14 protein-coding genes are annotated in these 22599 nt (G+C 61.9%); 3 read left to right on the top strand and 11 right to left on the bottom strand.

What is annotated here, in order from left to right:
- Positions 1 to 25 precede the first annotated feature (25 nt).
- Positions 26 to 841, top strand: coding sequence for a GNAT family N-acetyltransferase (locus C2L65_RS04730; protein ID WP_007744007.1), 816 nt, complete (start codon positions 26 to 28; stop codon positions 839 to 841).
- 848 nt (positions 842 to 1689) lie between these two features.
- Here the strand turns inward: C2L65_RS04730 and ppx are convergent.
- On the bottom strand, positions 1690 to 3279 hold the full coding sequence (gene ppx / locus C2L65_RS04725) for an exopolyphosphatase (RefSeq protein ID WP_042307047.1): 1590 nt from the start codon (positions 3277 to 3279) through the stop codon (positions 1690 to 1692).
- Between the two features lie 198 nt (positions 3280 to 3477).
- On the opposite strand from ppx, the gene ppk1 reads away from it, so the two are divergent.
- A complete protein-coding gene (gene ppk1, locus C2L65_RS04720; protein ID WP_042306977.1) occupies positions 3478 to 5541 on the top strand; it encodes a polyphosphate kinase 1 in 2064 nt (687 codons plus the stop codon).
- Between the two features lie 356 nt (positions 5542 to 5897).
- A complete protein-coding gene (locus C2L65_RS04715) occupies positions 5898 to 10280 on the top strand; it encodes an ESPR-type extended signal peptide-containing protein (RefSeq protein WP_042306975.1) in 4383 nt (1460 codons plus the stop codon).
- Between the two features lie 844 nt (positions 10281 to 11124).
- On the opposite strand, the gene phoR is transcribed toward C2L65_RS04715, so the two are convergent.
- The 10 genes from phoR to ftsH all read right to left on the bottom strand — a co-directional run bounded on the left by phoR (position 11125) and on the right by ftsH (position 22583).
- Positions 11125 to 12438: a phosphate regulon sensor histidine kinase PhoR gene (gene phoR / locus C2L65_RS04710; protein WP_042306949.1), complete on the bottom strand. Its 1314-nt coding sequence runs from the start codon at positions 12436 to 12438 to the stop codon at positions 11125 to 11127.
- Positions 12439 to 12540: 102 nt separating this feature from the next.
- Complete coding sequence (gene phoB, locus C2L65_RS04705) at positions 12541 to 13242, bottom strand: phosphate regulon transcriptional regulator PhoB (RefSeq protein WP_007748110.1); 702 nt, start codon at positions 13240 to 13242, stop codon at positions 12541 to 12543.
- Positions 13243 to 13324: 82 nt separating this feature from the next.
- Positions 13325 to 14029 (bottom strand): phosphate signaling complex protein PhoU, encoded by a 705-nt coding sequence (phoU, locus tag C2L65_RS04700; RefSeq protein WP_042306948.1) that lies wholly within the window; start codon positions 14027 to 14029, stop codon positions 13325 to 13327.
- A 31-nt stretch (positions 14030 to 14060) separates the two neighbouring features.
- A complete protein-coding gene (pstB, locus tag C2L65_RS04695; protein WP_007748105.1) occupies positions 14061 to 14909 on the bottom strand; it encodes a phosphate ABC transporter ATP-binding protein PstB in 849 nt (282 codons plus the stop codon).
- Positions 14910 to 14924: 15 nt separating this feature from the next.
- On the bottom strand, positions 14925 to 15821 hold the full coding sequence (gene pstA, locus C2L65_RS04690) for a phosphate ABC transporter permease PstA (RefSeq protein WP_042306946.1): 897 nt from the start codon (positions 15819 to 15821) through the stop codon (positions 14925 to 14927).
- Complete coding sequence (gene pstC, locus C2L65_RS04685; RefSeq protein WP_042306943.1) at positions 15818 to 16816, bottom strand: phosphate ABC transporter permease PstC; 999 nt, start codon at positions 16814 to 16816, stop codon at positions 15818 to 15820. The genes pstA and pstC overlap by 4 nt, the downstream gene beginning before the upstream one ends.
- Before the next feature lie 153 nt (positions 16817 to 16969).
- Complete coding sequence (gene pstS, locus C2L65_RS04680) at positions 16970 to 18001, bottom strand: phosphate ABC transporter substrate-binding protein PstS (RefSeq protein WP_042306942.1); 1032 nt, start codon at positions 17999 to 18001, stop codon at positions 16970 to 16972.
- A 285-nt stretch (positions 18002 to 18286) separates the two neighbouring features.
- Positions 18287 to 19645: a phosphoglucosamine mutase gene (gene glmM, locus C2L65_RS04670; protein WP_042306941.1), complete on the bottom strand. Its 1359-nt coding sequence runs from the start codon at positions 19643 to 19645 to the stop codon at positions 18287 to 18289.
- Positions 19646 to 19673: 28 nt separating this feature from the next.
- Positions 19674 to 20516: a dihydropteroate synthase gene (gene folP, locus C2L65_RS04665; protein WP_042306939.1), complete on the bottom strand. Its 843-nt coding sequence runs from the start codon at positions 20514 to 20516 to the stop codon at positions 19674 to 19676.
- Between the two features lie 177 nt (positions 20517 to 20693).
- Entirely contained in the window at positions 20694 to 22583 is a 1890-nt protein-coding gene (gene ftsH, locus C2L65_RS04660; protein WP_007748092.1) for an ATP-dependent zinc metalloprotease FtsH, read from the bottom strand.
- Between the last annotated feature and the right edge of the window lie 16 nt (positions 22584 to 22599).

Genomic DNA, 22599 nt, shown 5'->3' with positions numbered 1-22599 from the left:
TCACATTTTCGACCAGGAACGCCACATGCGAGAACTGCCGACGCCTACCCTGCCCTTCGCATCGATCCTCGAGCCGCGTCGCCGTTTGCCGCGCTCGGAAGAAACGGTAACCGCCCAGCATCGTCTGCAAGTGTCGTGGGCGCGCACCGACGAGGAGCTTCGCGAAGCGCAGCGTCTGCGTTACCGCGTCTTCGCCGAGGAAATGGGCGCGCGCCTGTCCGGCCCTGCCGGCCTCGACGTCGATGCGTTCGACGCTTATTGCGATCACCTGATTGTTCGCGATCTCGACACGCTCAAGGTGGTCGGCACGTATCGCGTGCTGCCGCCGCACCAGGCGGCGCGTATCGGGCGGCTGTATGCCGAGAGTGAGTTCGACGTGTCGCGGCTTACGCACCTGCGCTCGAAGATGGTCGAGGTGGGGCGTTCGTGCGTGCATGCCGACTATCGCAGCGGGTCGGTGATCATGTCGTTGTGGGCCGGTCTTGGCTCGTATATGCAGCACAACGGGTATGAGACCATGCTCGGCTGCGCGAGCGTTGCGATGGCTGATGGCGGCCACTACGCGGCCAACCTGTATGCGTCGCTGCAGGACGATGCGCTGACCACGCCCGAGTACCGCGCGTTTCCACATACGCCGCTGCCCGTCGATGAGCTGAAGACTGGCGCGAAGGTCGCACCGCCGCCGCTTATTAAGGGTTATCTGCGGCTTGGCGCGAAGATTTGCGGCGCGCCGGCGTGGGATCCTGATTTCAACACCGCTGACTATTTGACGTTGTTCAGGCTCTCTGAAATCAATGCGCGGTATGCGCGGCATTTTCTTGGGGATGCGTTGCCGAGGTGAGTGATTTTTTTGGGTTTGCTCGGCGGGGTCTTGGTTTAGGTTTGGCCTTTGCGGCGTGGGCTGTGCCGGTTGCGTTTTTGGCTTTTCGCTGGCATCCGCGTTTTGCCCTCGTGCTTCAGCGTTGCCGTTCGGAGTGTTTGGCTTTGCGGTGGCATCCGCGATTCGTTAGCGTGCTCCACGCGTCGCCCCTGTGCGGGGCGGCACCTACTTTTCTTTGCCGCCGCAAAGAAAAGTAGGCAAAAGAAAGCGGCTAACACCGCCAACATTTCTTCTTGCCTGAGGGCCCCCACAGGGTCTTACGTTTCACACGGCAACGTCCTTGTTCGCGCGTGTTGCCAACGTGCTGAATGAACGCCTCACCCACTTCAGACACCCGCACAAGGGCTAGCGACAGCGAATGGTTTCCGCCGCCCAGGTGGCAAACTGTGTGTAGGTTGTCGCGTCGTATAAGTTAGCGCTCTTACAGGGTGGAGCGCATGTGCAATCGGTCTGGAGTGAGGCGTGTGGAGCACCAGTGACCGACACACAGTTTGCCACCTGGGCGGCCGTGGACTATCTGGCGCGGCATGCTGGATTGCGGTTGCGTGAAGCGGGTTAGGCGTACCGCAAGAGCGCTGGCAACGAGCATGAATGACGTGATTGCCGTGTGAAGCGTAGGAACCTTTGGGGTCCCTCAGGCAAACACTAGAACTGGCGGTGTTAGCCGCTTTCTTTTGCCTACTTTTCTTTGCGGCGGCAAAGAAAAGTAGGTGCCGCCCCGCACAGGGGCGACGCGTGAAGCTAGATAACAACTCGCGGATGCCAACGCAAAAACAGACACACCACGCAGCGTCGCAGACAAAAAACCCTCAATCCTCCGTGTACACCACGCGATACGGCGTCCGAATCTTCTCCCACTCAGCCGCCTCCTGAATGAGGCTATAGTCCGTCAGCGGGTTATTCGAAACCCATGAATGAGGCAGTCGCACTTCATACCCGCCATTCGCCTCAGCGACAGTAATCTCGGGCAACCCAGCATCCGCACGCCGCCGGCAAAACAGCGCCGCAAGCCGCAGACAGAACAGCAAATCCCACTCGATATCCCGCGTCTGCGCAAGCTTGCCGAGCTTACCGGCATGACCCACGACAAGCGCCGCAAGCCGCGCCTGATCGGTACGCGAAAACCCCGGCATATCCGCATTGCTCGCGATATAAGCCGAATGCTTGTGATACGCGCTGTGCGAAATCGACAGCCCAATCTCATGCAGTGCAGCCGCCCACCCGAGGAACATGCGGTTCTCTTCGCGCACTTCGGCATCAGGTTCTTCGAACTGGTCATAGAACCGCACCGCGAGTTCGCCGATACGCGCCGCCTGCTCGCGATCCACGCCATAGCGCCGCATAAAGCCTTCAACCGTAACCGTACGCATGTCCTGATGCTGCGAACGCCCCAGCAGGTCATACAGCACGCCAAGCCGCAGCGCGCCATCCGTCGTATCGACGTATTCGACGCCGAGTTCGTCGAACACGGCAATCATGATCGACAGGCCGCCCGCCAGCACGGGCACACGGTCCGGTTTCAGCGCCACGAGCTTGAGCCGGTTGACGTTCTCCGCCTTGATCAGCGCACGCTTCAAACGTTCGAGGCCGCCACGCGAAATACCGTGCGTGATGCCTGGATCGTTGAAGCCGTTCGCTTCCACCAGTTCGGCCAGCGCGCGCGCCGTGCCCGACGAACCGATGCCCTGGTCCCAACCTTCGGCCCTGTAGTCGGCCGAAATGATCTGGATCTCGCGCGATGCCGCGAGCTCGGCCTGACGCATCGTGTATTCGTCGACATTGCCCGCCGGAAAGAACTGGCGGCTGTGACTCACGCAGCCGATGTACAGACTTTCCATTCGAATCGGCGTGTAGTGCGAGCCGATGATGAATTCCGTCGAGCCGCCGCCGATATCAACGACCAGCCGCTTGCCCGCGCTCGCCGGGACCGAATGCGCGGCGCCGGCATAGATCAGGCGCGCTTCTTCGCGGCCCGCGATCACTTCGATGGGGAAGCCGAGCGCCGCTTCCGCTTCGCCGAGAAATTCCTGCGCGTTTTTCGCGACCCGCAGCGTGTTGGTGGCGACCGCGCGCACATGATCGGGATGGAAATCGCGCAGGCGTTCGCCGAAGCGTTTCAGCGCATCCCAACCCCGTTCCTGCGAAGCACGGTCGAGCATTTTTTCGCGCGACAGGCCTGCGCCCAGGCGCACGGGTTCGCGCAGCGCGTCGACCTGATAGATCTGGCTGCCCGCCTCGGTTTCCTCGACGCGGCCCACGATCAGACGGAAGCTGTTCGAGCCGAGATCGACGGCGGCAAGGAGTGGCGGAGTATTGACCATCGGGTGTGAGGACCTCATGCGCGCGGGGAAAGCCCCCATGCGGGGAGCCTTCGGTGGCGCGTTGTTCAAAAGCGCCATTTTAAGCGTAGTCGTCATTACGCTGTCACCTCAGCCATTGTCGAGCGATATCGTCACACATGGGTGCGTCATATTTACGACACGACGCGGCAAAAGCGTAAAATCATGACAAAAGCCATTTCATGCAACTGTCATCATACTGTGAGAATTTCCGAGCGTCCTTTCGAGTCACCTTCCGACATTTCATTCTCACCACCGATGTCCAACCGCTATCCTCTTCTGAACCGCGAGCTGGGCATTCTGGGGTTCAACGAACGCGTGCTCGCACAGGCCGCTGACCCTGCCGTTCCCCTACTCGAACGCTTGCGCTTCATCTGCATCACCAGTAGCAATCTCGACGAATTCTTCGAAGTCCGCATGGCCGGTCTTCAGGAACAGATGCGCGACAACCCGGGCGCGCTGTCGCCCGATGGCATGTCGCTGCAGCATTGCTACGATCTCGTTGTCGAACGCGCGCAGAAGCTCGTGCATCGACAGTACACGATGCTGCAGGACACCGTGCTGCCCGCGCTCGAAGACGAAGGCATTTATTTTCACGGCACGGAAGCGTGGAACGAGGCGCAGACGCAATGGGCTCGCGACTACTTCGTCAATGAACTGCTGCCCGTCCTGACGCCGATCGGTCTCGATCCCGCGCATCCGTTTCCACGCGTGCTGAACAAGAGCCTGAACTTCGTCGTCGAGCTTGAAGGTAAGGATGCGTTCGGGCGTCAGGCCGTGATGGGCATCGTGCAGGCGCCGCGCGCGCTGCCGCGTCTGGTGCGCATGCCGCAGGACCTGTCCGGCTATCCGCATGGCTTCGTGCTGCTCAGTTCGCTGCTGCAACGGTTTGTCGGTGAGCTGTTTCCGAATCTCGCCGTGCGCAGCTGCAACCAGTTCCGCATCACGCGCAACAGCGAGCTGTTCGTCGACGAAGACGAAATCACGAACCTGCGCGTCGCGCTGCAGGGCGAACTGCCCGCGCGGCATCTCGGCAACGCGGTGCGGCTCGAGATGTCGGCGGGAACGCCCGCGCATCTGATGCGGCGCCTGCTCGACGAAAGCGGTCTGTCGCAGAAGGACTGCTACTTCGTCGATGGCCCGGTGAACCTCGTGCGGCTGATGCAGTTGCCCGAGATGGTTGACCGGCCCGATCTGAAGTTCGTCCCGCACATTCCCGCGACGCCGCCGCAGATCGCCAACAGCGCCAGCCTGTTCGACGTGATCGATCAGGGCGACGTGCTGCTGCATCATCCGTACGAAAGTTTTCAGCCGGTCCTCGAATTGCTGCTACAGGCGGCGAAGGACCCGAACGTCGTCGCGATCAAGCAGACCATTTATCGCACGGGCACTGATTCGCCTCTGATGGACGCGCTGATGCAGGCCGCGCGCAACGGCAAGGAAGTCACGGTCGTCGTCGAACTGCTCGCGCGCTTCGACGAAGAGACGAACATCAATTGGGCGTCGCAACTGGAAGCCGTCGGCGCGCATGTCGTGTACGGCGTGGTCGGCCACAAGTGCCACGCGAAGATGATGCTGATCGTGCGGCGCGTGTCGGAAGGCGGCAAGTCGATCCTGAAGCGCTACGCGCACCTGGGCACGGGCAACTATCATCCGCGCACGGCGCGCCTTTATACCGACTTCGGCCTGATGACGGCTGACCAGAAGATCTGCGAAGACGTGCATCACGTGTTCCAGCAATTGACGGGGATCGGCGGCGAGTTGCCGTTGCACGAGTTGTGGCAGTCGCCGTTCACGTTGCATCCGCGGCTCGTCGACGCGATTCGTGCGGAGGCCGAGCATGCGCGCGCAGGCAAGCGCGCGCGGATCGTCGCGAAGATGAATGCTCTGCTCGAACCGACCGTTATTGCGGAACTGTACGAAGCGTCGCAGGCGGGCGTGAAGATCGATCTGATCGTGCGTGGCGTGTGCGCGTTGCAGCCGGGCGTCGAAGGGCTGTCGGAGAACATTACCGTGCGCTCGATCGTCGGGCGGTTTCTCGAACATCACCGCATCTTCTACTTCCATGACAATGGCCGCGAGCAGGTTTATCTGTCGAGCGCGGACTGGATGGATCGCAATTTCTTCCGCCGCGTCGAAGTCGCGTTTCCGATCAACAACCGGCGGTTGAAGCGCCGCGTGATTGCGGAAGGACTGTCGGCGTTTCTCGGTGACAACCAGGCCGCGTGGCTGATGCAAAGCGATGGGCACTATCGCCGGCGCAGGCCGGGGAAATCGTCGCGCAATGCGCAGATGAGCTTGCTGACGAAGTTCTGCTCCTAATTTCCCCCTTCTTCCGAATACAGACACCCCAGACGTCGGTGACGACGCTGGGGTGTTTTTTTGGGATTTCCCGCTGCGCCTCGTCAATAAATCAGACAAATACAGCGCATTCCGAGACAACACCCTCTTCAGATTAAGAGTTGTCTCATTAAAGCGAAGACTCATCTCAAATAAATTTAGAGACATCGAAACGAACTCGTTGCTGGTTCGCGGAACACCCCGAAAACCCACGAGCATTCGACATCCACGGCTATCGAGATAGCAGCAGATTCATGCACGCATGTGCGGCATCGCTTTGTTCGCGAATCTCAAAATGATAGATCGTTATCCTAAATTTATTTGCTGACGAGTTTTCCATGAACAAGACTTACCGAAACGTTTGGTGCGCAAAGACGGGTACGTTTATCGCCGCAGCCGAAACCGCCAGGGCCAAGGGCAAGTCGGCCCGCAGCGGCATGCGTGCGCTGACTTGCGCAACCCTGCTCACGCTCGGCGGCGTGGCGGGTGCGGCGCACGCAGGCGCGCTGGACGGTGGTTCGACGCTCGGCGGAATCGCTGCCGACATTGCGTACGGCAGCGGCGCTCAAACGACGAACGCAGCAGGCGGTAAGGCGGCTGTGGCGATTGGCCAAAACGCTTCGGCAAGCAATCTCTCGGGCGCGACGCCGAACGCTGACGGAACGGTTGCCGTTGGCGACTCGGCCAGCGCGACGGACGGCGGCGTTGCCGTGGGCGGGGCGAGCTACGCAGGCTCGATGTCGACGGCAGTAGGCGCCGGCGCGACGGCCGCGATGGCTAATTCGGTGGCACTCGGCGCGAACTCGGTGGCCAACTCGACCACGCTCGGCACGGCTGGCTTTGCGCCCGTCGGCGGCACGGCAATCTCGGCAGCGACGGCGGCGGGCGAAGTGTCGGTTGGCCAAGCGGGCGCAGAGCGTCGTATCACGAACGTGGCTGCGGGTCTCAATCCGACCGATGCAGTCAACGTCAGCCAGTTGATGTCGGAGGACGCGAAGGTCAATAACATCAGCAACAACCTCTCGAATGTTATCAACGGTGGCGGTATCAAGTACTTCCATGTGAACTCGACGCAGGCGGACTCTGTGGCATCCAACACCGCCTCCATCGCGATCGGTCCGAACGCCTATGCTTCGGGACCTTACACAATCGCGATGGGCTCGGCTTCGACGGCATCCGGAGGCAACAGCATCGCACTGGGCGTGAATTCCGTCGTAGCAGCAAACAACTCGCTTGCGCTAGGCCCAAACGCGACGACCACGGGAACCCTCAGTATCGCGGTCGGCGCGTCTGCGAACGTTGTTGCATCCCAAGGTGCTGTCGCAATCGGCAACGCCGCAACCGCGAGCAATGCGATGAACGCGGTGGTGATGGGGACGGGTGCGTCGGCGATCGGCCCAGGGGGCAGCGATGCAAACCAGTCGCTCGCAATGGGCTACTTCGCCTCCGTGACGGGCAACTCGCGGGCCATGGCGCTCGGCGCCTCGGCAACGACGAGCGGCTCCGGTAGCGTGGCAATCGGCGGTATGGCGAATGCTTCGGCCAACAATTCCGTAGCGTTGGGTGGCGCTTCGACCACGACCGCGAATCTGGGCGCAGCTGGATACAACCCCGGCTCGGGCACGCTGTCGGGCACGGCATCGGCGGCCAACGGCGAAGTGTCGGTCGGTTCGGCCGGCAAGGAACGGCGCGTCACAAACGTGGCGGCCGGCTCCGCAGCGACGGACGCGGTGAACGTGAGCCAGTTGCAATCTGAAGCTGCGAAGGTCAACGCACAGGGCGCGGCGACAGCGGCAGCGTTGGGCGGCGACTCGACCTACAACTCGACCACGGGCGCGATCACGAACCCGACGTATGTCGTGGGTGGAAGCACCATCAACAACGTGGCCGGCGCAATCAGCAACATCGACGCGCGCACCACGCAGAACTCGAGCGACATCACCAACCTGGCTACGGCGATCAATAGCGGCGAACTCCGTCTGGTTCAGCAAGACGCAACGACGCGCAACATCACGGTCGCCAGATCAACGGACGGCACGATCATCGACTTCGCCGGCACGGCTGGCGCGCGCAAGCTGACGGGCGTACTCGCAGGCAACGTGGGCGCGTTGAGCACCGACGCCGTCAACGGCTCGCAACTGTATAGCCTCGCAAATGCGACGGCCAGCGCGATCGGCGGCGGCTCGACCGTCAACAGCGACGGTTCGATCTCCGCACCGAGCTACGTGATTGGCGGCACGACGATGAACAACATCGCCGGCACCATCACCAATATCGACGCACGCACCACGCAGAACGCGAGCGACATCACCAGCATCGACGCACGCACCACGCAAATCGCCGGCGATGTCACCAACCTCGACGCCCGTACCACGCAAATCGCTGGCGACGTTACCAACCTCGACGCGCGCACCACGCAAATGTCGAGCGATATCACGAACCTGACCACTGCGATCAACAGCGGCGAACTTGGCCTCGTGCAGCAGGACGATACGACTCGCAACATCACCGTCGCGAAGAACACCGACGGCACGATCATCGACTTCACCGGCACGGCTGGCGCGCGCAAACTGACGGGCGTACTCGCCGGTAACGTGAGCGCATCGAGCGTCGACGCCGTCAACGGCTCGCAACTCTATAGCCTCGCAAACGCGACGGCCAACGCGATCGGCGGCGGCTCGACCGTCAACGGTGACGGTTCGATCTCGGCACCGAGCTACGTGATCGGCGGCACGACGATGAACAGCATCGCCGGCACGATCACCAATATCGACGCCCGCACCACGCAGAACTCAAGCGAGATCACCAGCATCGATGCACGTACCACGCAAATCGCCGGCGACGTCACCAACCTCGACGCCCGCACCACGCAAATGTCGAGCGATATCACGAACCTGACCACGGCGATCAACAGCGGCGATCTGGGCCTCGTGCAACAGGACGATACGACGCGCAACATCACCGTCGCGAAGACCACGGACGGCACGATCGTCGACTTCACCGGCACGGCTGGCGCACGCAAGCTGACGGGCGTGCTTGCAGGCAACGTGAGTGCATCGAGCGTCGACGCTGTCAACGGCTCGCAGCTTTATAGCGTCGCGAACTCGACGGCCAGCGCGATCGGCGGCGGCTCGACGGTCAACAGCGACGGCTCGATCTCGAAACCGTCGTATGTGATCGGCGGCACGACGGTCAACAGCATCGGCGGCGCTGTCACCAATATCGACGCGCGTACCACGCAACTGGCGAACGATGTCACCAACTTGACGACGTCGATCAATAACGGCGGACTCGGCCTCGTCGAACAGGACGCAACCACCCGCAACATCACGGTCGCCAAAGCAACGGACGGCACGATCGTCGACTTCACCGGCACAATGGGCGCGCGCAAGCTGACGGGCGTACACGCTGGCGACGTGAACGCATCGAGCGCCGATGCCGTCAACGGCTCGCAGCTTTACAGCCTTGCAAACTCGACGGCCAGCGCGATCGGCGGCGGCTCGACGGTCAATAGCGACGGCTCGATCTCGGCACCCAGCTACGTAATCGGCGGCACGACGATGAACAGTATCGCCGGCGCGATCACCAACATCGACGCCCGCACCACGCAGAACGCGTCGGACATCAGCAGCATCAACACCGCGTTGAACAACATCACTAGCAGCGGAACGGGCATCAAGTACTTCCACACGAACTCGATGCTGGCGGATTCGCAGGCGACGGGTAGCGAATCGGTGGCGATCGGCGGTGCTGCCGTGGCAACGGCGGCCAACTCGGTCGCGCTCGGATCGAATTCGGTCGCGAACCGCGCTAACACGGTTTCCGTAGGCTCAGCGGGCGCCGAACGGCAGATCACGAACGTGGCGGCGGGTACGGCCGATACGGATGCCGTCAACGTCGCACAACTGAAGGCAACTGGTCTCGTCGGCACGGACGGTGCGGCGAAAGCGGCCGTCACCTACGACAGCAACGTAGATGGTTCCGTCAGCTACAGCAGCGTGACGATGGGCAACGGCGTGGCGGGTGGCACGACGATCCACAACGTGGCAGCCGGTACGATCGATACCGACGCCGTGAACGTCGCGCAGATGAACTCGGCGCTCGCCAACGTCACCAACATCGCGATGAATGCGGCCTCGGGCAGCCCGACGTTCGCCACGAACGGCGACGGTAGCACGGCAGCGGCAAAGGCAACCGGTCACCACGCGACGGCGATGGGCTCGAATGCGCAAGCGTCGGCTGACAACTCGGTCGCGCTGGGTGCGGATTCGGTCGCGGATCGCGAGAACACGGTGTCGGTCGGATCGAAAGGCCACGAGCGTCAGATCACCAACGTCGCCGCTGGCACGCAGGGCACGGATGCCGTCAACGTCGATCAGTTGAACGAGACGGTCGCCGGAGCGGTGGGCAATCTGCCGGCAGGCATGAGCGCCAAGGACTATACCGACCAACGGTTCAACTCGATGCAGAACACCGTCAACCAGGTCGCGAAAAACTCGTACGCCGGTGTGGCCGCCGCGATGGCCATGCCGAACATGACGCCTTCGCAGCCTGGCAATACGGTTGTTGCCGCAGGTGCCGGCTCGTACAAGAGCGGCGCGGCGCTGGGTGTCGGCGCGACCTATCGCTCGCGTAACAGCAAGTGGCTCGTCAATGGCGCAGTGTCGGTGACGTCGACGGGCGATGCAGGTGTTCGCGCTCAGGTTGGGTATGAGTTCTAAGCCGAATGCGTCGGATGAGCGCTGGGGTTTTAGGCGCTGATGTTCCGGTAGTACGAAGCCCGGTTTGCTGGTGACAGTGAGCCGGGTTTTTTGTTTTTTGTCTGCGACGTCGTTCGGTTTTTTTGGATTTTCGCTGGCATCCGCGCCATGCCTTCGTGCTTCACGCGTCGCCCCTGTGCGGGGCGGCACCTACTTTTCTTTGCCGCCGCAAAGAAAAGTAGGCAAAAGAAAGCGGCTAACACCGCCAACATTTCTTCTTGCCTGAGGGCCCCCAACGGGTCTTACGCTTCACACGGCGGCGTCTCTGTTCGCGTTCGTTGCCAACGCTTCGAATGAACGCCTCACCCGCTTCGAATACCCGTACTCGGGCCAGCGGCAGCGAATGGTATGTGTCGCCCAGGTGGCAAACTGTGTGTAGGTTGTCGCGTCGTATGCGCAAGCGCTCTTACAGGGTGGGACGCGTGCGCTATCGGTCCGAAGTGGGCGTATGTGAGGTACTACGGCCTACACACAGTTTGCCACCTGGGCGGCGGTAGGCTATCTGGCACGGCATGCTGTAATGCGGGGGCGTGAAGCGGGTGAGGCGCACCGCAAGAGCGTTGGCAACGAACGTGGGTCACGTGGTCGCCGTGTGAAGCGTAAGACCCGTTGGGGGCCCTCAGGCAAAAACTAGCACTGGCGGTGTGAGCCGCTTTCTTTTGCCTACTTTTCTTTGCGGCGGCAAAGAAAAGTAGGTGCCGCCCCGCACAGGGGCGACGCGTGAAGCTAGATAACAAATCGCGGACGCCAGCGCAAAGCCAAGAACACCAAACAGCGTCACAGACAGAACGCAAAAACCAAACCCTTACGCCGCAGTCGACTGCAACCGCGCAGTCCGCGCTACAGGAAACCGCACGGTAAACACACTCCCCCGCCCTTCCTCACTCTTAACCTCGAGCTGCGCATCATGCCGCTGCAGCACATGCTTGACGATAGCAAGCCCAAGCCCGGTGCCACCCGTATCCCGCGACCGACTCCGATCAACGCGATAAAACCGCTCAGTCAACCGCGGAATATCCGCAGCAGGAATCCCGAGCCCGCTATCGGTCACACAGAACGTGGCCTGCCCGCCTTGAGCATGCCAGCTCACACTAATCGACCCGCCGTCAGGCGTATACCTAATCGCATTCGTAACGAGATTGCCAAACGCGCTGAGGATCTCCGTCTCGACGCCCGTCACAGTAAGCGCCTCGTCGGCATCGAACGTAATCCGATGACGTCCGCCAGAAAGACTCTGCGCATCGTCCTGCAAATGCCGCACCACCGCACGCATATCGACCATCTGGCTGCTCGGCGGCTTGTTATCGCCTTCCAGCGTCGCAAGCACCAGCAAATCACTGACGATATGCTGCATCCGCTGCGCCTGCTGCATCATCAGATCGAGATACCGCACGCGCTCGCTCTCGTCGAGCGGCAACTCGCGCATCGTTTCGAGAAAACCGGATAGCACGGTCAACGGCGTCTTAAGCTCGTGCGATACATTCGCGACAAAATCGCGGCGCATCGCGTCGGTACGTTCGAGCTCCGTAATGTCCTGCGACAGCACCAGCTTGCGATTCTCGCCGTAAGGAAACACCTGCACGGAAATCACGTTCTGGCGCTTGTCGCCCATCCCGCGCATGATCAGCATCTCTTCGTAATGATGCGAGTTCAGGTAGCGGACGAAGTCGGGATGACGCACGAGATGCGTGATGTGCTGGCGCAGATCGCGTTTCGCATCGAGGCCGAAGTGCTCTTCGGAGATCGCGTTGCACCATTCGATCTGATCGTGATCGTCGAGCATCGCAACACCGTTCGGCGACGCCTGGATCGCCTGAATGAAACGCGAGTGCTGCTGCTCGACCTGACGTACCTGCGCGTGCCAGCGCTTCGCGAGCTTGTGCAGCCGGTAGTAGATCTCACCCCAGATGCCCGGCGCGCTCGGCACCTCGCCATACACAGGCGCGTCAAGCAGACGCCACAGGCGCTGCTTGTGAAACGTGCTGAAGATGCCTTGCGCGAGCAGCGCGAGCACGGCGAGCGTCAACGCCGCCTTGGTGCTGACGAACACACCGACTGCCACGCATAGCACAGCGAGGAGCACAAGCGATACCAGGGAGCGCGCCCAGATGATGTTCATGTGTTCCTGCAACCTTGAAGACAAATCTGAAGACTACAGAGACAACAAAGCGCGCCGCGATGACATGCCGCAGCGCGCTTCGTGTTTTTCAATCAGTTTACCTTATGCGCTCTTGGCCAGGCGATACCCGCTGCCCCGCACCGTCTCGATCATCGCATCGCAGCCGGCCGGCTTGAGCGCGGCGCGCAGACGCTTGATGTGCACGTCGACCGTACGCTCTTCGACGAACACATGGTCGCCCCACACCTGATCGAGCAGCTGCGTGCGGCTGTGGACACGCTCCGGGTGCGTCATGAAAAAGTGCAGCAGACGGAATTCCGTCGGACCCAGATCGAGCTTGATCTCGTTGCCTTCCGCATGAGCCGCGACGCGATGCGTGGCCGGGTCGAGCTTCAGCCCGTTGATCGCAACCACGTCTTCCGTCAGCTGCGGCGCGCGGCGGCGCAGCACCGCCTTGATGCGCGCCATCAGTTCCTTCGGCGAGAACGGCTTCGTCACGTAGTCGTCGGCGCCGATCTCGAGGCCGAGCACCTTGTCCTGCTCGTCGCCGCGCGCCGTCAGCATGATGATGGGAATGTGCTTGGTGCGCTCGTTGTTGCGCAGGTCGCGCGCGAACGCAATACCCGATTTGCCCGGCAGCATCCAGTCGAGCAGCACGAGATCGGGAAGCACATCGCTGATCAGGTTCTGCGCCTGTTCGGCGTTGTACGCACGAATCGGACAATGGCCCGCGTGTTGCAAGTTGACCGAGATCAGCTCGGAAATAGCGGGTTCATCTTCGATAACGAGAATACTGCTGGGCATCTGCGCCTCTTGATAAACGGTATGCGATAAAAACGGTTTGCGTGAGCGGATAGACGCATCCGCTCACGAATCAACTCAGCGATCAGCTGAGCGCCTCGCGTTCGAGCGCGTCGCGGCCCATGTGGCGCACGTCCGTGCCCTTCACCACGTAGATGATGAACTCGGCGATGTTCTTCGAGTGGTCGCCGATCCGCTCGATCGCCTTCGCGATGAACAGGAAGTCGAGCCCGACGGAGATCAGGCGCGGATCTTCCGTCATGTACGAAATCAGCTTGCGCACAAATGCGCGGAATTCCTCGTCGATCGCCTTGTCGTCGCGCACGATCTGCGCGGCGGCCACGGTGTCGAGGCGCGCAAACGCATCGAGCGCGCGGCGCAGGATGCTCACGGCCATATCGCCCGACAGCTTGATCTCGGCGATGTTGATCGTGCGCGATGCGCCGTCTTCCGACAGGCGCTTGGTGCGCTTGGCGATTTTCTCGGCTTCGTCGCCGGCGCGCTCGAGGTTCGTGATGGTCTTCGAGATTGCCATCACGAGGCGCAGGTCGCGCGCCGTCGGCTGACGCCGCGCGATGATGTTGCTGCACTCTTCGTCGATCTCGACTTCCATCTGGTTCAGACGTTCTTCTGCGGCGATCACCTGGTCGGCGATACCGGTGTCGAATTCGTTCAGCGCGTTCATCGCAGCGACGATCTGCGCCTCGACGAGGCCGCCCATTTCGAGCACCTTCGAAGACACGGCGTTCAGATCGGCGTCGAACTGGCTGGACAGGTGTTTGTCGGTCATGTCGTACTCCCTAAGCTCGTGCGCTCAGCGATTAGCCGAAACGGCCCGTGATGTAGTCTTCCGTTTCCTTGCGGACCGGCTTGATGAAGATTTTCTCGGTGTCGCCGAATTCGATCAGCTCACCCAGGTACATATACGCAGTGTAGTCCGAACAACGCGCCGCCTGCTGCATGTTGTGCGTGACGATCACCACCGTATAGTCGCTCTTCAGTTCGGCGATCAGTTCTTCGATGCGCCCCGTCGAAATCGGGTCGAGCGCCGAGCACGGTTCGTCGAGCAGCAGCACTTCCGGACGGATCGCAATGCCGCGCGCGATACACAGACGCTGCTGCTGGCCGCCCGACAGACCGTAGCCGCTCTGGCCGAGCTTGTCCTTCACTTCGTTCCACAGCGCCGCCTTGGTCAGCGCCCATTCGACGCGATCGTCCATCTCCGAGCGCGACAGCGTTTCGAACATCTTCACGCCGAACGCGATGTTGTCATAGATCGACATCGGGAACGGCGTCGGCTTCTGGAACACCATGCCGATGCGCGCGCGCAGCAGCGAAATGTCGCGCTTCGTCGTGAGCAGGTTTTCGCCGTCCATCAGGATTTCGCCTTCGGCGCGCTGCTCCGGATAAAGCGCATACATCTTGTTGAACGTGCGAAGCAGCGTCGACTTGCCGCAACCCGACGGACCGATAAACGCGGTCACCTTGCCTTCGGGAATCTGCAGGTTGATGTTCTTCAGCGCGTGATACTTGCTATAGAAAAAGTTCAGGTTGTTGACTTCGATCTTCGGGCGCGAGGGCGCTGCCGCTTGACCGCTCTGCGCCGGGTCGAAACCGGCGGGTGCCGCCGGGCGTTCGACGGGATTCAGGTGACTTTCTGCCATGTTCATCGGATCGCTCCGCCCTTACTTTTTCGAGAAGATCGTACGCGCGAGAATGTTGAGACCCAACACTCCGAGCGTGATCAGGAAGACCCCAGCCCACGCAAGCGATTGCCACTGCGCAAACGGGCTCATCGCGAACTTGAAGATCGTGACCGGCAGGTTCGCAACCGGTTGATTCATGTCCAGCGTGAAGAATTGATTGGACAGCGCCGTGAAGAGCAGCGGCGCCGTTTCACCGGCGATACGCGCAATGGCCAGCAACACGCCCGTCACGATGCCCGCCACCGACGCCTTCAGCGTAATCGACAGCACCATCTTCCACTTCGGCGTGCCGAGCGCGAAAGCCGCTTCGCGCAGCGCGTTCGGCACGAGCTTCAGCATGTTCTCCGTCGTGCGGATCACGATGGGAACCTGCAGCAGCGCCAGCGAGATCACGCCTGCCCAGCCGCTGAAGTGGCCCATCTTCGCGACGACCAGCGCGTACACGAACAGACCGACGACGATCGACGGCGCCGACAGCAGAATGTCGTTGATGAAGCGCGTGATGCTCGCGAGCCAGCCCTTCTGACCGTACTCGGCGAGATACACGCCCGCCATGATGCCGATCGGCGTGCCGACGAACGTCGCGATCACGACCAGCATCAGGCTGCCGACGATCGCGTTCGCGAGACCGCCGCCGTCCGTGTTCGGTGGCGGCGTCGACTGCGTGAACAGCTCGATCGACAATCCGCCGATGCCCAGGCGCAGCGTCGTGTAGAGAATCCACACCAGCCAGAGGAGGCCGAATGCCATTGCCGCAAGCGACATCGTCAGCGCGATCGCATTGGTGACTTTCCGGCGCTTTTGCAACCGGGTGCGCATCGCTTCGAGCGCGACGCTGTCGGTGCTGCCCGGCATGTTCATCGAGGACTGGCTCATTTCGCGCCCTCCCCTTTCTCGAGGCGAAGCAACATGATCTTCGAAATCGCCAGCACGATGAAGGTAATCACAAACAGGATCAGGCCGAGTTCCATCAACGCGGCCGTATGCAGGCCCGGCGCGGCTTCCGCGAACTCGTTCGCGAGTGCCGACGTGATGCTGTTACCCGGCGAAAAGAGCGACACATTGTCGAGCAGGTTCGTATTGCCGATCACGAAGGTAACGGCCATCGTCTCGCCGAGCGCGCGGCCAAGGCCGAGCATCACGCCGCCGATCACGCCCGTCTTCGTGAAAGGAAGCACGATCTTCCACATCACTTCCCAGGTCGTGCAGCCGATACCGTACGCCGATTCCTTCAGCAGCACAGGCGTGACTTCGAACACGTCGCGCATCACCGATGCGATGTACGGAATGATCATGATCGCGAGAATCACGCCCGCGCACAAAATGCCGATGCCGATGGGCGGACCCTTGAACAGCGCGCCGATGATCGGCATGCCGCCGAGCAGCTTGCCGAGCGGCTTTTCGAAATACTCAGCGAAGATCGGCGCGAACACGAGCAGGCCCCACATGCCGTAGACGATCGACGGAATCGCGGCGAGCAACTCGATCGCGATGCCGAGCGGCCGGCGCAGCCAGGCGGGCGACAGTTCGGTCAGAAAGAGCGCGATGCCGAAGCTCACGGGCACCGCGATGATGAGTGCAATGATCGACGTCGCAATCGTGCCGTAGATGGGCACCAGCGCGCCAAACTGCTCGGAAGGTGGATCCCAGTCGGCCGTCCACAGGAAGGCGAGGCCGAATTTCTGGATCGTCGGCAACGAAGCGACGAGCAACGACACGATAATGCCGCCGAGCAGCAGTAGCGTGACGATGGCGGAAAGCCGCGCAATGCCGCCGAAAATGACGTCGCCCGCGCGGCTGGGCGCTTTCTGCGTCGTACTACCGGGCGGAGTCGACCGGGCGCCGTCAGAAGTGAGAGGGAGGTCGGACATGGGAGCTGATAAACCTGTTTCCGGTTGCCGCATGGCGTATGCCAGACGGCCAGAACGATGGCCGCCGGGCTTCATCGAAGCCGGGCGGCCGGCCGCGCGCATCATCCAGCTGTCATGCGCGCGGTGCTTGCTGCTGTTGCTGCAAGTCGAGGATTACTCGGCGAGCGCCTTGCCCGATGCGTCCTTGACCTTTGCCTTCCACTGCGTCTTGATTTCCGACACGACCGATTCCGGCAGCGTGATGTAGTCCAGATCGTTTGCAGCCTGGCCGCCGTTCTTGAACGCCCAGTCGAAGAACTTCAGCGTTTCCGCGCCTTGCGGGCCCTTGTCCTGCGTCGTGTGCAGCAGCACGAACGTCGCGCCGACGATCGGCCATGCGTTCTTGCCCGGCTCGTTCGTCAGGATCTGGTAGAACGACTTCGACCAGTCAGCGCCAGCTGCCGCTGCCTTGAACGTTTCCGTCTTCGGCTCGACCACCGTGCCTGCCGAGTTCTTCAGGTCGACGTAGGTCATGTGGTTTTGCTTCGCGTACGCCCATTCCACATAGCCGATCGCGCCCGGCAGACGCTGCACGAATGCCGCGACGCCGTCGTTGCCCTTGCCGCCCGTGCCCGTCGGCCAGTTGACCGTCGAACCTTCACCGATCTTCGACTTCCACTCGGGGTTGACCTTCGACAGGTAGTTCGTCCAGATGAAGCTCGTGCCCGAGCCGTCAGCGCGGCGGACCACGGCGATGTCCGTATCCGGCAGCTTGACCTTCGGGTTCAGCGCGGCGATTGCCGGGTCGTTCCACTTCTTGACCTTGCCGAGGTAAATGTCGCCGAGCACTTCGCCCGACAGCGTGATTTCACCAGCCTTCACGCCCGGCACGTTGATCACGGGCACCACGCCGCCGACCACCGTCGGGAACTGGAACAGGCCTTCCTTCGCGAGTTCGTCGTCCTTCAGCGGAGCGTCCGAGCCTGCGAAGTCAACCGTCTTCGCGACGATCTGCTTGACGCCGCCCGACGAGCCGATGCCCTGATAGTTGACCTTGCCGCCGCCCGTCTTCTGGTAAGCATCTGCCCACTTCGTGTAGATCGGTGCTGCAAAGGTGCTGCCCGCGCCAGTGATATCGGCGGCTTGCGCTGCGATCGCGAAGAGAGCGCCAGCCATGCCAGCGAACGCGGTTTGCATCAGTTTCATGTTTTCTCCGTGGTTATGAGCGTGTGCAACGACACCGCGAAGAATAGTGGCCAATTGTGACAGTCACATGACTAATCGTGAACTTCGTGTGACAGTTCTATTACGACCATGAAAGGCGCTATGTCAGGGTTTCTACTGCAGAAGCAGATGTGCTTCGGATAGGCGGTTTTACGCTCGAAATCGGGCCGTTGCGAACGTTTGCGGGCTCAGGCGCTCAATGAGACGGCTGCGCGAAAAAAAGGGCGGCATAGCGCCGCCCTTCTCTTCGAAACGCTACTGGCGTGATCAGGTCGTCGCTTGCTTCACGACAGCCGCGATCGTTTCCGCATGATGCACGGCGTCCTTTTCTTGCGCGGCCTCGACCATCACGCGCAGGACGGGCTCGGTGCCCGACGCGCGGATCAGTACGCGACCGCTGCCGTCGAGCGCGCCTTCCGCCTCGCTGATCGCGCGACGGATCGCGTCGCTGCCCTTCCAGTCCGCGCCCGGCTGCATCCGCACGTTGATCAGCTTCTGCGGGAACAGATTGACGCCGTCGAGCAGTTGCTCGAGCGAACGGCCGCTGCGCTGCATCGCTGCCAGCACCAGCAGCGCGGAGACGATGCCGTCGCCCGTCGAATGGCGATCCAGCGACAGGATATGGCCCGAGCCTTCCGCGCCGAGCTCCCAGCCATGCTCGCGCAGTTGTTCCAGCACGTACCGGTCGCCCACGGCGGCGCGCACGAACTGCACGCCCGCCTTCTTGAGTGCCACTTCGACGGCCATGTTGGTCATCAGCGTGCCCACTGCGCCTTCGACCTTGCCTTGCGTCGCGATCCGGTCCTGCACCAGCACGTACAGCAGCTCGTCGCCGTTGTAGAGCCGCCCGTTCGCGTCGACGACCTGCAGGCGGTCCGCGTCGCCGTCGAGCGCGATACCGAGATCCGCCTTGTTCGCACGCACCGCGCGCACGAGCGCGTCGGGCGCCGTCGCGCCGACGCCGTCGTTGATGTTGAAGCCGTTCGGCGAAACGCCGATCGTGATCACGTCCGCACCGAGTTCATGGAACACTTGCGGCGCGACGTCGTACGCCGCGCCGTGCGCGCAGTCGACGACCAGCTTCATACCGCGCAGATCGAACGCCTGCGGGAAGGTGCTCTTGCAAAACTCGATGTAACGGCCTGCCGCGTCGTCCAGACGTCGCGCCTTGCCGAGGCGCTCGGACGGCGCGCAATCGAGCGGCTTGTCCAGCTGCTCTTCGATCTGCAACTCGACTTCGTCCGGCAGCTTGTTGCCGTCGGCGGAGAAGAACTTGATGCCGTTGTCGTAGTACGGATTGTGCGACGCGCTGATCACCACACCCGCCGCAAGACGCAGCGCGCGCGTCAGATATGCGACGCCCGGCGTCGGCATCGGTCCCGCCAGCATCACGTCGACGCCCGCCGCCGAGAAGCCCGACTCCAGCGCCGCTTCGAGCATGTAGCCGGACACGCGCGTGTCCTTCCCGATCAACACTGTTGGCCGCTTGCCCGTATTCGCCCAGGTGTCGGCGCCCGCGAGCACCTTGCCGGCTGCGTACCCGAGCCGCAGCACAAAGTCAGGCGTGATCGGCGCTTCGCCGACCTTGCCTCGAATCCCATCTGTTCCGAAATATCGACGTGCCATATTGGAATTTTCCTCCCAAGCGTGGTGATCAGGCGCGCCGCGCTGCGTCGCGCGTCGCCGCCCATACTTTTAGTGCATCCACCGTCTGCTCTACGTCATGCACGCGGATGATCGCGGCCCCCCGTTCAGCCGCGCACACGGCCGCCGCGACACTCGCCGCTACGCGTTGCCGCGCGGGCCTGTCCACGACAGCACCCAGCATCGACTTGCGCGACATGCCGGCCAGAATGGGCAGCGGCGTGCCGACAATCGGCGCGGTCTGAGACAGGTGAGCGAGCAGCGCGTAATTATGCTCGACCGTCTTGCCAAATCCGAATCCTGGGTCGACGCTGATGCGATTTTTTGCAACACCTGCGCTCATCATCGTATTGACACGTTCGTCGAGGAAGGCGCGAATCTCAGCGACGACGTCCGCGTAGGCGGGTTCGCCGACCTGCATCGTCTGCGGCTCGCCGAGCATATGCATCACGCACAGACCGCACTGGCTGTCCTTCACGGCGTCGATCGCGCCGGGCATCCTGAAGCCCCAGATATCATTAATCAGATCAGCGCCGGCCGCCAGCGCATGGCGCATAACTTCAGGCTTATACGTGTCAACGGATACGGGAATGCCAGCGTCGCTGAGTTCCTTGACGAGGGGTATCACGCGATCCAGTTCGTCTTCGAGCGGTACGGGCGGCGCACCGGGCCGTGTCGACTCGCCGCCGATGTCGATGATGTCGGCACCGTCGGCCAGCATCATTTCCGCCTGCAACCGCGCCTTGCTGGGCTCTGCGTACAGACCGCCATCGGAAAACGAATCGGGAGTGACATTCAGGATGCCCATCACAAGCGGGCGTTCAAACGTAAAGGTGAACCGGCCGCATTGCATCGGCTCGGGAATGGGATAAAGCGGGGAATTGGCGTTTGACACGAGACAGGACCGTACTACGAAGGCGAAGGGTTAAGAACGACCGCGAAACGTCTGTATCGCGATCCGAGCAGCATTAGAAATGAAAACGGGCCGGTGTGAAAACACACCGGCCCGTAAAACACCTTTAACCGATCATCAGGTAGCCGGCGCGGTCGCGCTGCCCGGCTTCACTTCCGTGCCCGGGCTGCTGCCGCCCGATGCATCGGTAGGCGACGGCGAGCTCTTCGGCGAGCGCGGCGGACGGCCAGCCATGATGTCGTTGATCTGATCGGCGTCGATCGTTTCCCACTCCATCAGCGCTGCGGTCATCGCCTCGACCTTGTCGCGGTTCGCGTCGAGCAAGCGCTTCGCGAGGTTGTACTGGTCGTCCAGCACGCGACGGATTTCGGCGTCGACCTTCTGCTGCGTCGCTTCCGAAATGGTGCGCGTGAAGCCCCGGCCGAACGGCGACGCATCGTTCTCGTCGTCGACGTAGACCATCGGTCCCAACGCGTCCGTCATGCCGAAGCGAGCCACCATCGCACGCGCAGTGGCCGTCGCCTTGTTGAAGTCGTCGGATGCACCCGTGCTGATCAGGTTCAGGAACAGCTCTTCCGCCACGCGCCCGCCAAACAGGATGGCGAGACGGTCGAGCAGGTAATCCTTCGAATACGTCTCGTTGTCGTGCTCCGGCAACTGCCACGTCACGCCCAGTGCACGACCGCGCGGGATGATCGTAACCTTATGCACCGGGTCCGCCTTCGGCAGCAGCTTGGCGATCACCGCATGGCCGGACTCGTGGTAAGCCGTCGCGCGCTTCGCGTCTTCGCGGATCACGGCCGACTTGCGCTCCGGACCCATGAAGATCTTGTCCTTCGCGTCCTCGAAGTCCTGCATTTCGACGATGCGCTTGCCGCGACGCGCGGCGAACAGCGCCGCTTCGTTCACCAGGTTCGCCAGATCGGCGCCCGAGAAGCCCGGCGTGCCACGGGCGATCACTGCCGCGTCGACGTCGTTCGAGATCGGAACCTTGCGCAAATGCACCTTCATGATGTGCTCGCGGCCACGGATATCCGGCAGACCGACATACACCTGACGGTCGAAACGGCCCGGACGCAGCAGCGCCTTGTCGAGCACGTCCGAACGGTTCGTCGCGGCGATCACGATCACGCCCGAGTTCGCTTCGAAGCCGTCCATCTCGACGAGCATCTGGTTCAGCGTCTGTTCGCGCTCGTCGTTACCGCCGCCCATGCCGGCACCGCGATGACGTCCGACCGCGTCGATTTCGTCGATGAACACGATGCAAGGTGCATGCTTCTTCGCCTGCTCGAACATGTCACGCACACGAGCCGCACCAACGCCGACGAACATTTCGACAAAGTCCGAACCCGAGATGCTGAAGAACGGCACCTTCGCCTCACCAGCGATAGCGCGCGCGAGCAGCGTCTTACCGGTTCCTGGCGGACCAACCAGCAGCACACCGCGTGGAATGCGGCCGCCCAGCTTCTGGAACTTCTGCGGATCGCGCAGGAAGTCGACCAGTTCGGACACTTCTTCCTTCGCCTCGTCGCAGCCGGCTACATCCGAGAAATTGATTGCGTTGTTGTTCTCATCGATCAGACGCGCACGGGATTTACCGAACGAGAAGGCACCGCCTTTCCCGCCTCCCTGCATCTGTCTCATCATGTAGAACCAGAACCCGATGATCAGGATGGTTGGCCCGAGGTAATACAACGCGGACACCAGCGCGTTCGGCTCGTCATCCGCCTTGCCGCTGACCTGCACGCCATACTTCATCAGGTCGCCGACCATCCAGATGTCGCCCGGCGACACGATCTGATACTTCTGACCGTCGGCCGGCGTCACCGTGAGGTTGCGCCCCTGAACGATCACGCTCTTGACCTTGCCGCTTTTCGCGTCGTCCATGAACTGCGAATACGAAACGCCTTCCTGGACACGGGGCTTGTCGAACTGCTTGAACACCGTAAACAGCACCAGTGCGATCACCAGCCACACTGCTGCTTTCGAAAACATGTTGTTGTTCAAAGCACCACTCCTTCAC

The sequence above is a fragment of the Paraburkholderia terrae genome, assembly GCF_002902925.1.
Classification (GTDB): Bacteria; Pseudomonadota; Gammaproteobacteria; order Burkholderiales; family Burkholderiaceae; genus Paraburkholderia; species Paraburkholderia terrae.
Note: the sequence above shows the minus strand (reverse complement) of the source record. Positions and strands in the feature narration are given on the sequence as shown.

What these genes read in the sequence shown, in the direction of transcription:
- C2L65_RS04730 (WP_007744007.1), top strand. Translation starts at nt 26, where the DNA reads ATGCGAGAACTGCCGACGCCTACCCTGCCCTTCGCATCGATCCTCGAG.
- ppx (WP_042307047.1), bottom strand. Translation starts at nt 3,279, where the DNA reads ATGGCGCTTTTGAACAACGCGCCACCGAAGGCTCCCCGCATGGGGGCT.
- ppk1 (WP_042306977.1), top strand. Translation starts at nt 3,478, where the DNA reads ATGTCCAACCGCTATCCTCTTCTGAACCGCGAGCTGGGCATTCTGGGG.
- C2L65_RS04715 (WP_042306975.1), top strand. Translation starts at nt 5,898, where the DNA reads ATGAACAAGACTTACCGAAACGTTTGGTGCGCAAAGACGGGTACGTTT.
- phoR (WP_042306949.1), bottom strand. Translation starts at nt 12,438, where the DNA reads ATGAACATCATCTGGGCGCGCTCCCTGGTATCGCTTGTGCTCCTCGCT.
- phoB (WP_007748110.1), bottom strand. Translation starts at nt 13,242, where the DNA reads ATGCCCAGCAGTATTCTCGTTATCGAAGATGAACCCGCTATTTCCGAG.
- phoU (WP_042306948.1), bottom strand. Translation starts at nt 14,029, where the DNA reads ATGACCGACAAACACCTGTCCAGCCAGTTCGACGCCGATCTGAACGCC.
- pstB (WP_007748105.1), bottom strand. Translation starts at nt 14,909, where the DNA reads ATGAACATGGCAGAAAGTCACCTGAATCCCGTCGAACGCCCGGCGGCA.
- pstA (WP_042306946.1), bottom strand. Translation starts at nt 15,821, where the DNA reads ATGAGCCAGTCCTCGATGAACATGCCGGGCAGCACCGACAGCGTCGCG.
- pstC (WP_042306943.1), bottom strand. Translation starts at nt 16,816, where the DNA reads ATGTCCGACCTCCCTCTCACTTCTGACGGCGCCCGGTCGACTCCGCCC.
- pstS (WP_042306942.1), bottom strand. Translation starts at nt 18,001, where the DNA reads ATGAAACTGATGCAAACCGCGTTCGCTGGCATGGCTGGCGCTCTCTTC.
- glmM (WP_042306941.1), bottom strand. Translation starts at nt 19,645, where the DNA reads ATGGCACGTCGATATTTCGGAACAGATGGGATTCGAGGCAAGGTCGGC.
- folP (WP_042306939.1), bottom strand. Translation starts at nt 20,516, where the DNA reads ATGCAATGCGGCCGGTTCACCTTTACGTTTGAACGCCCGCTTGTGATG.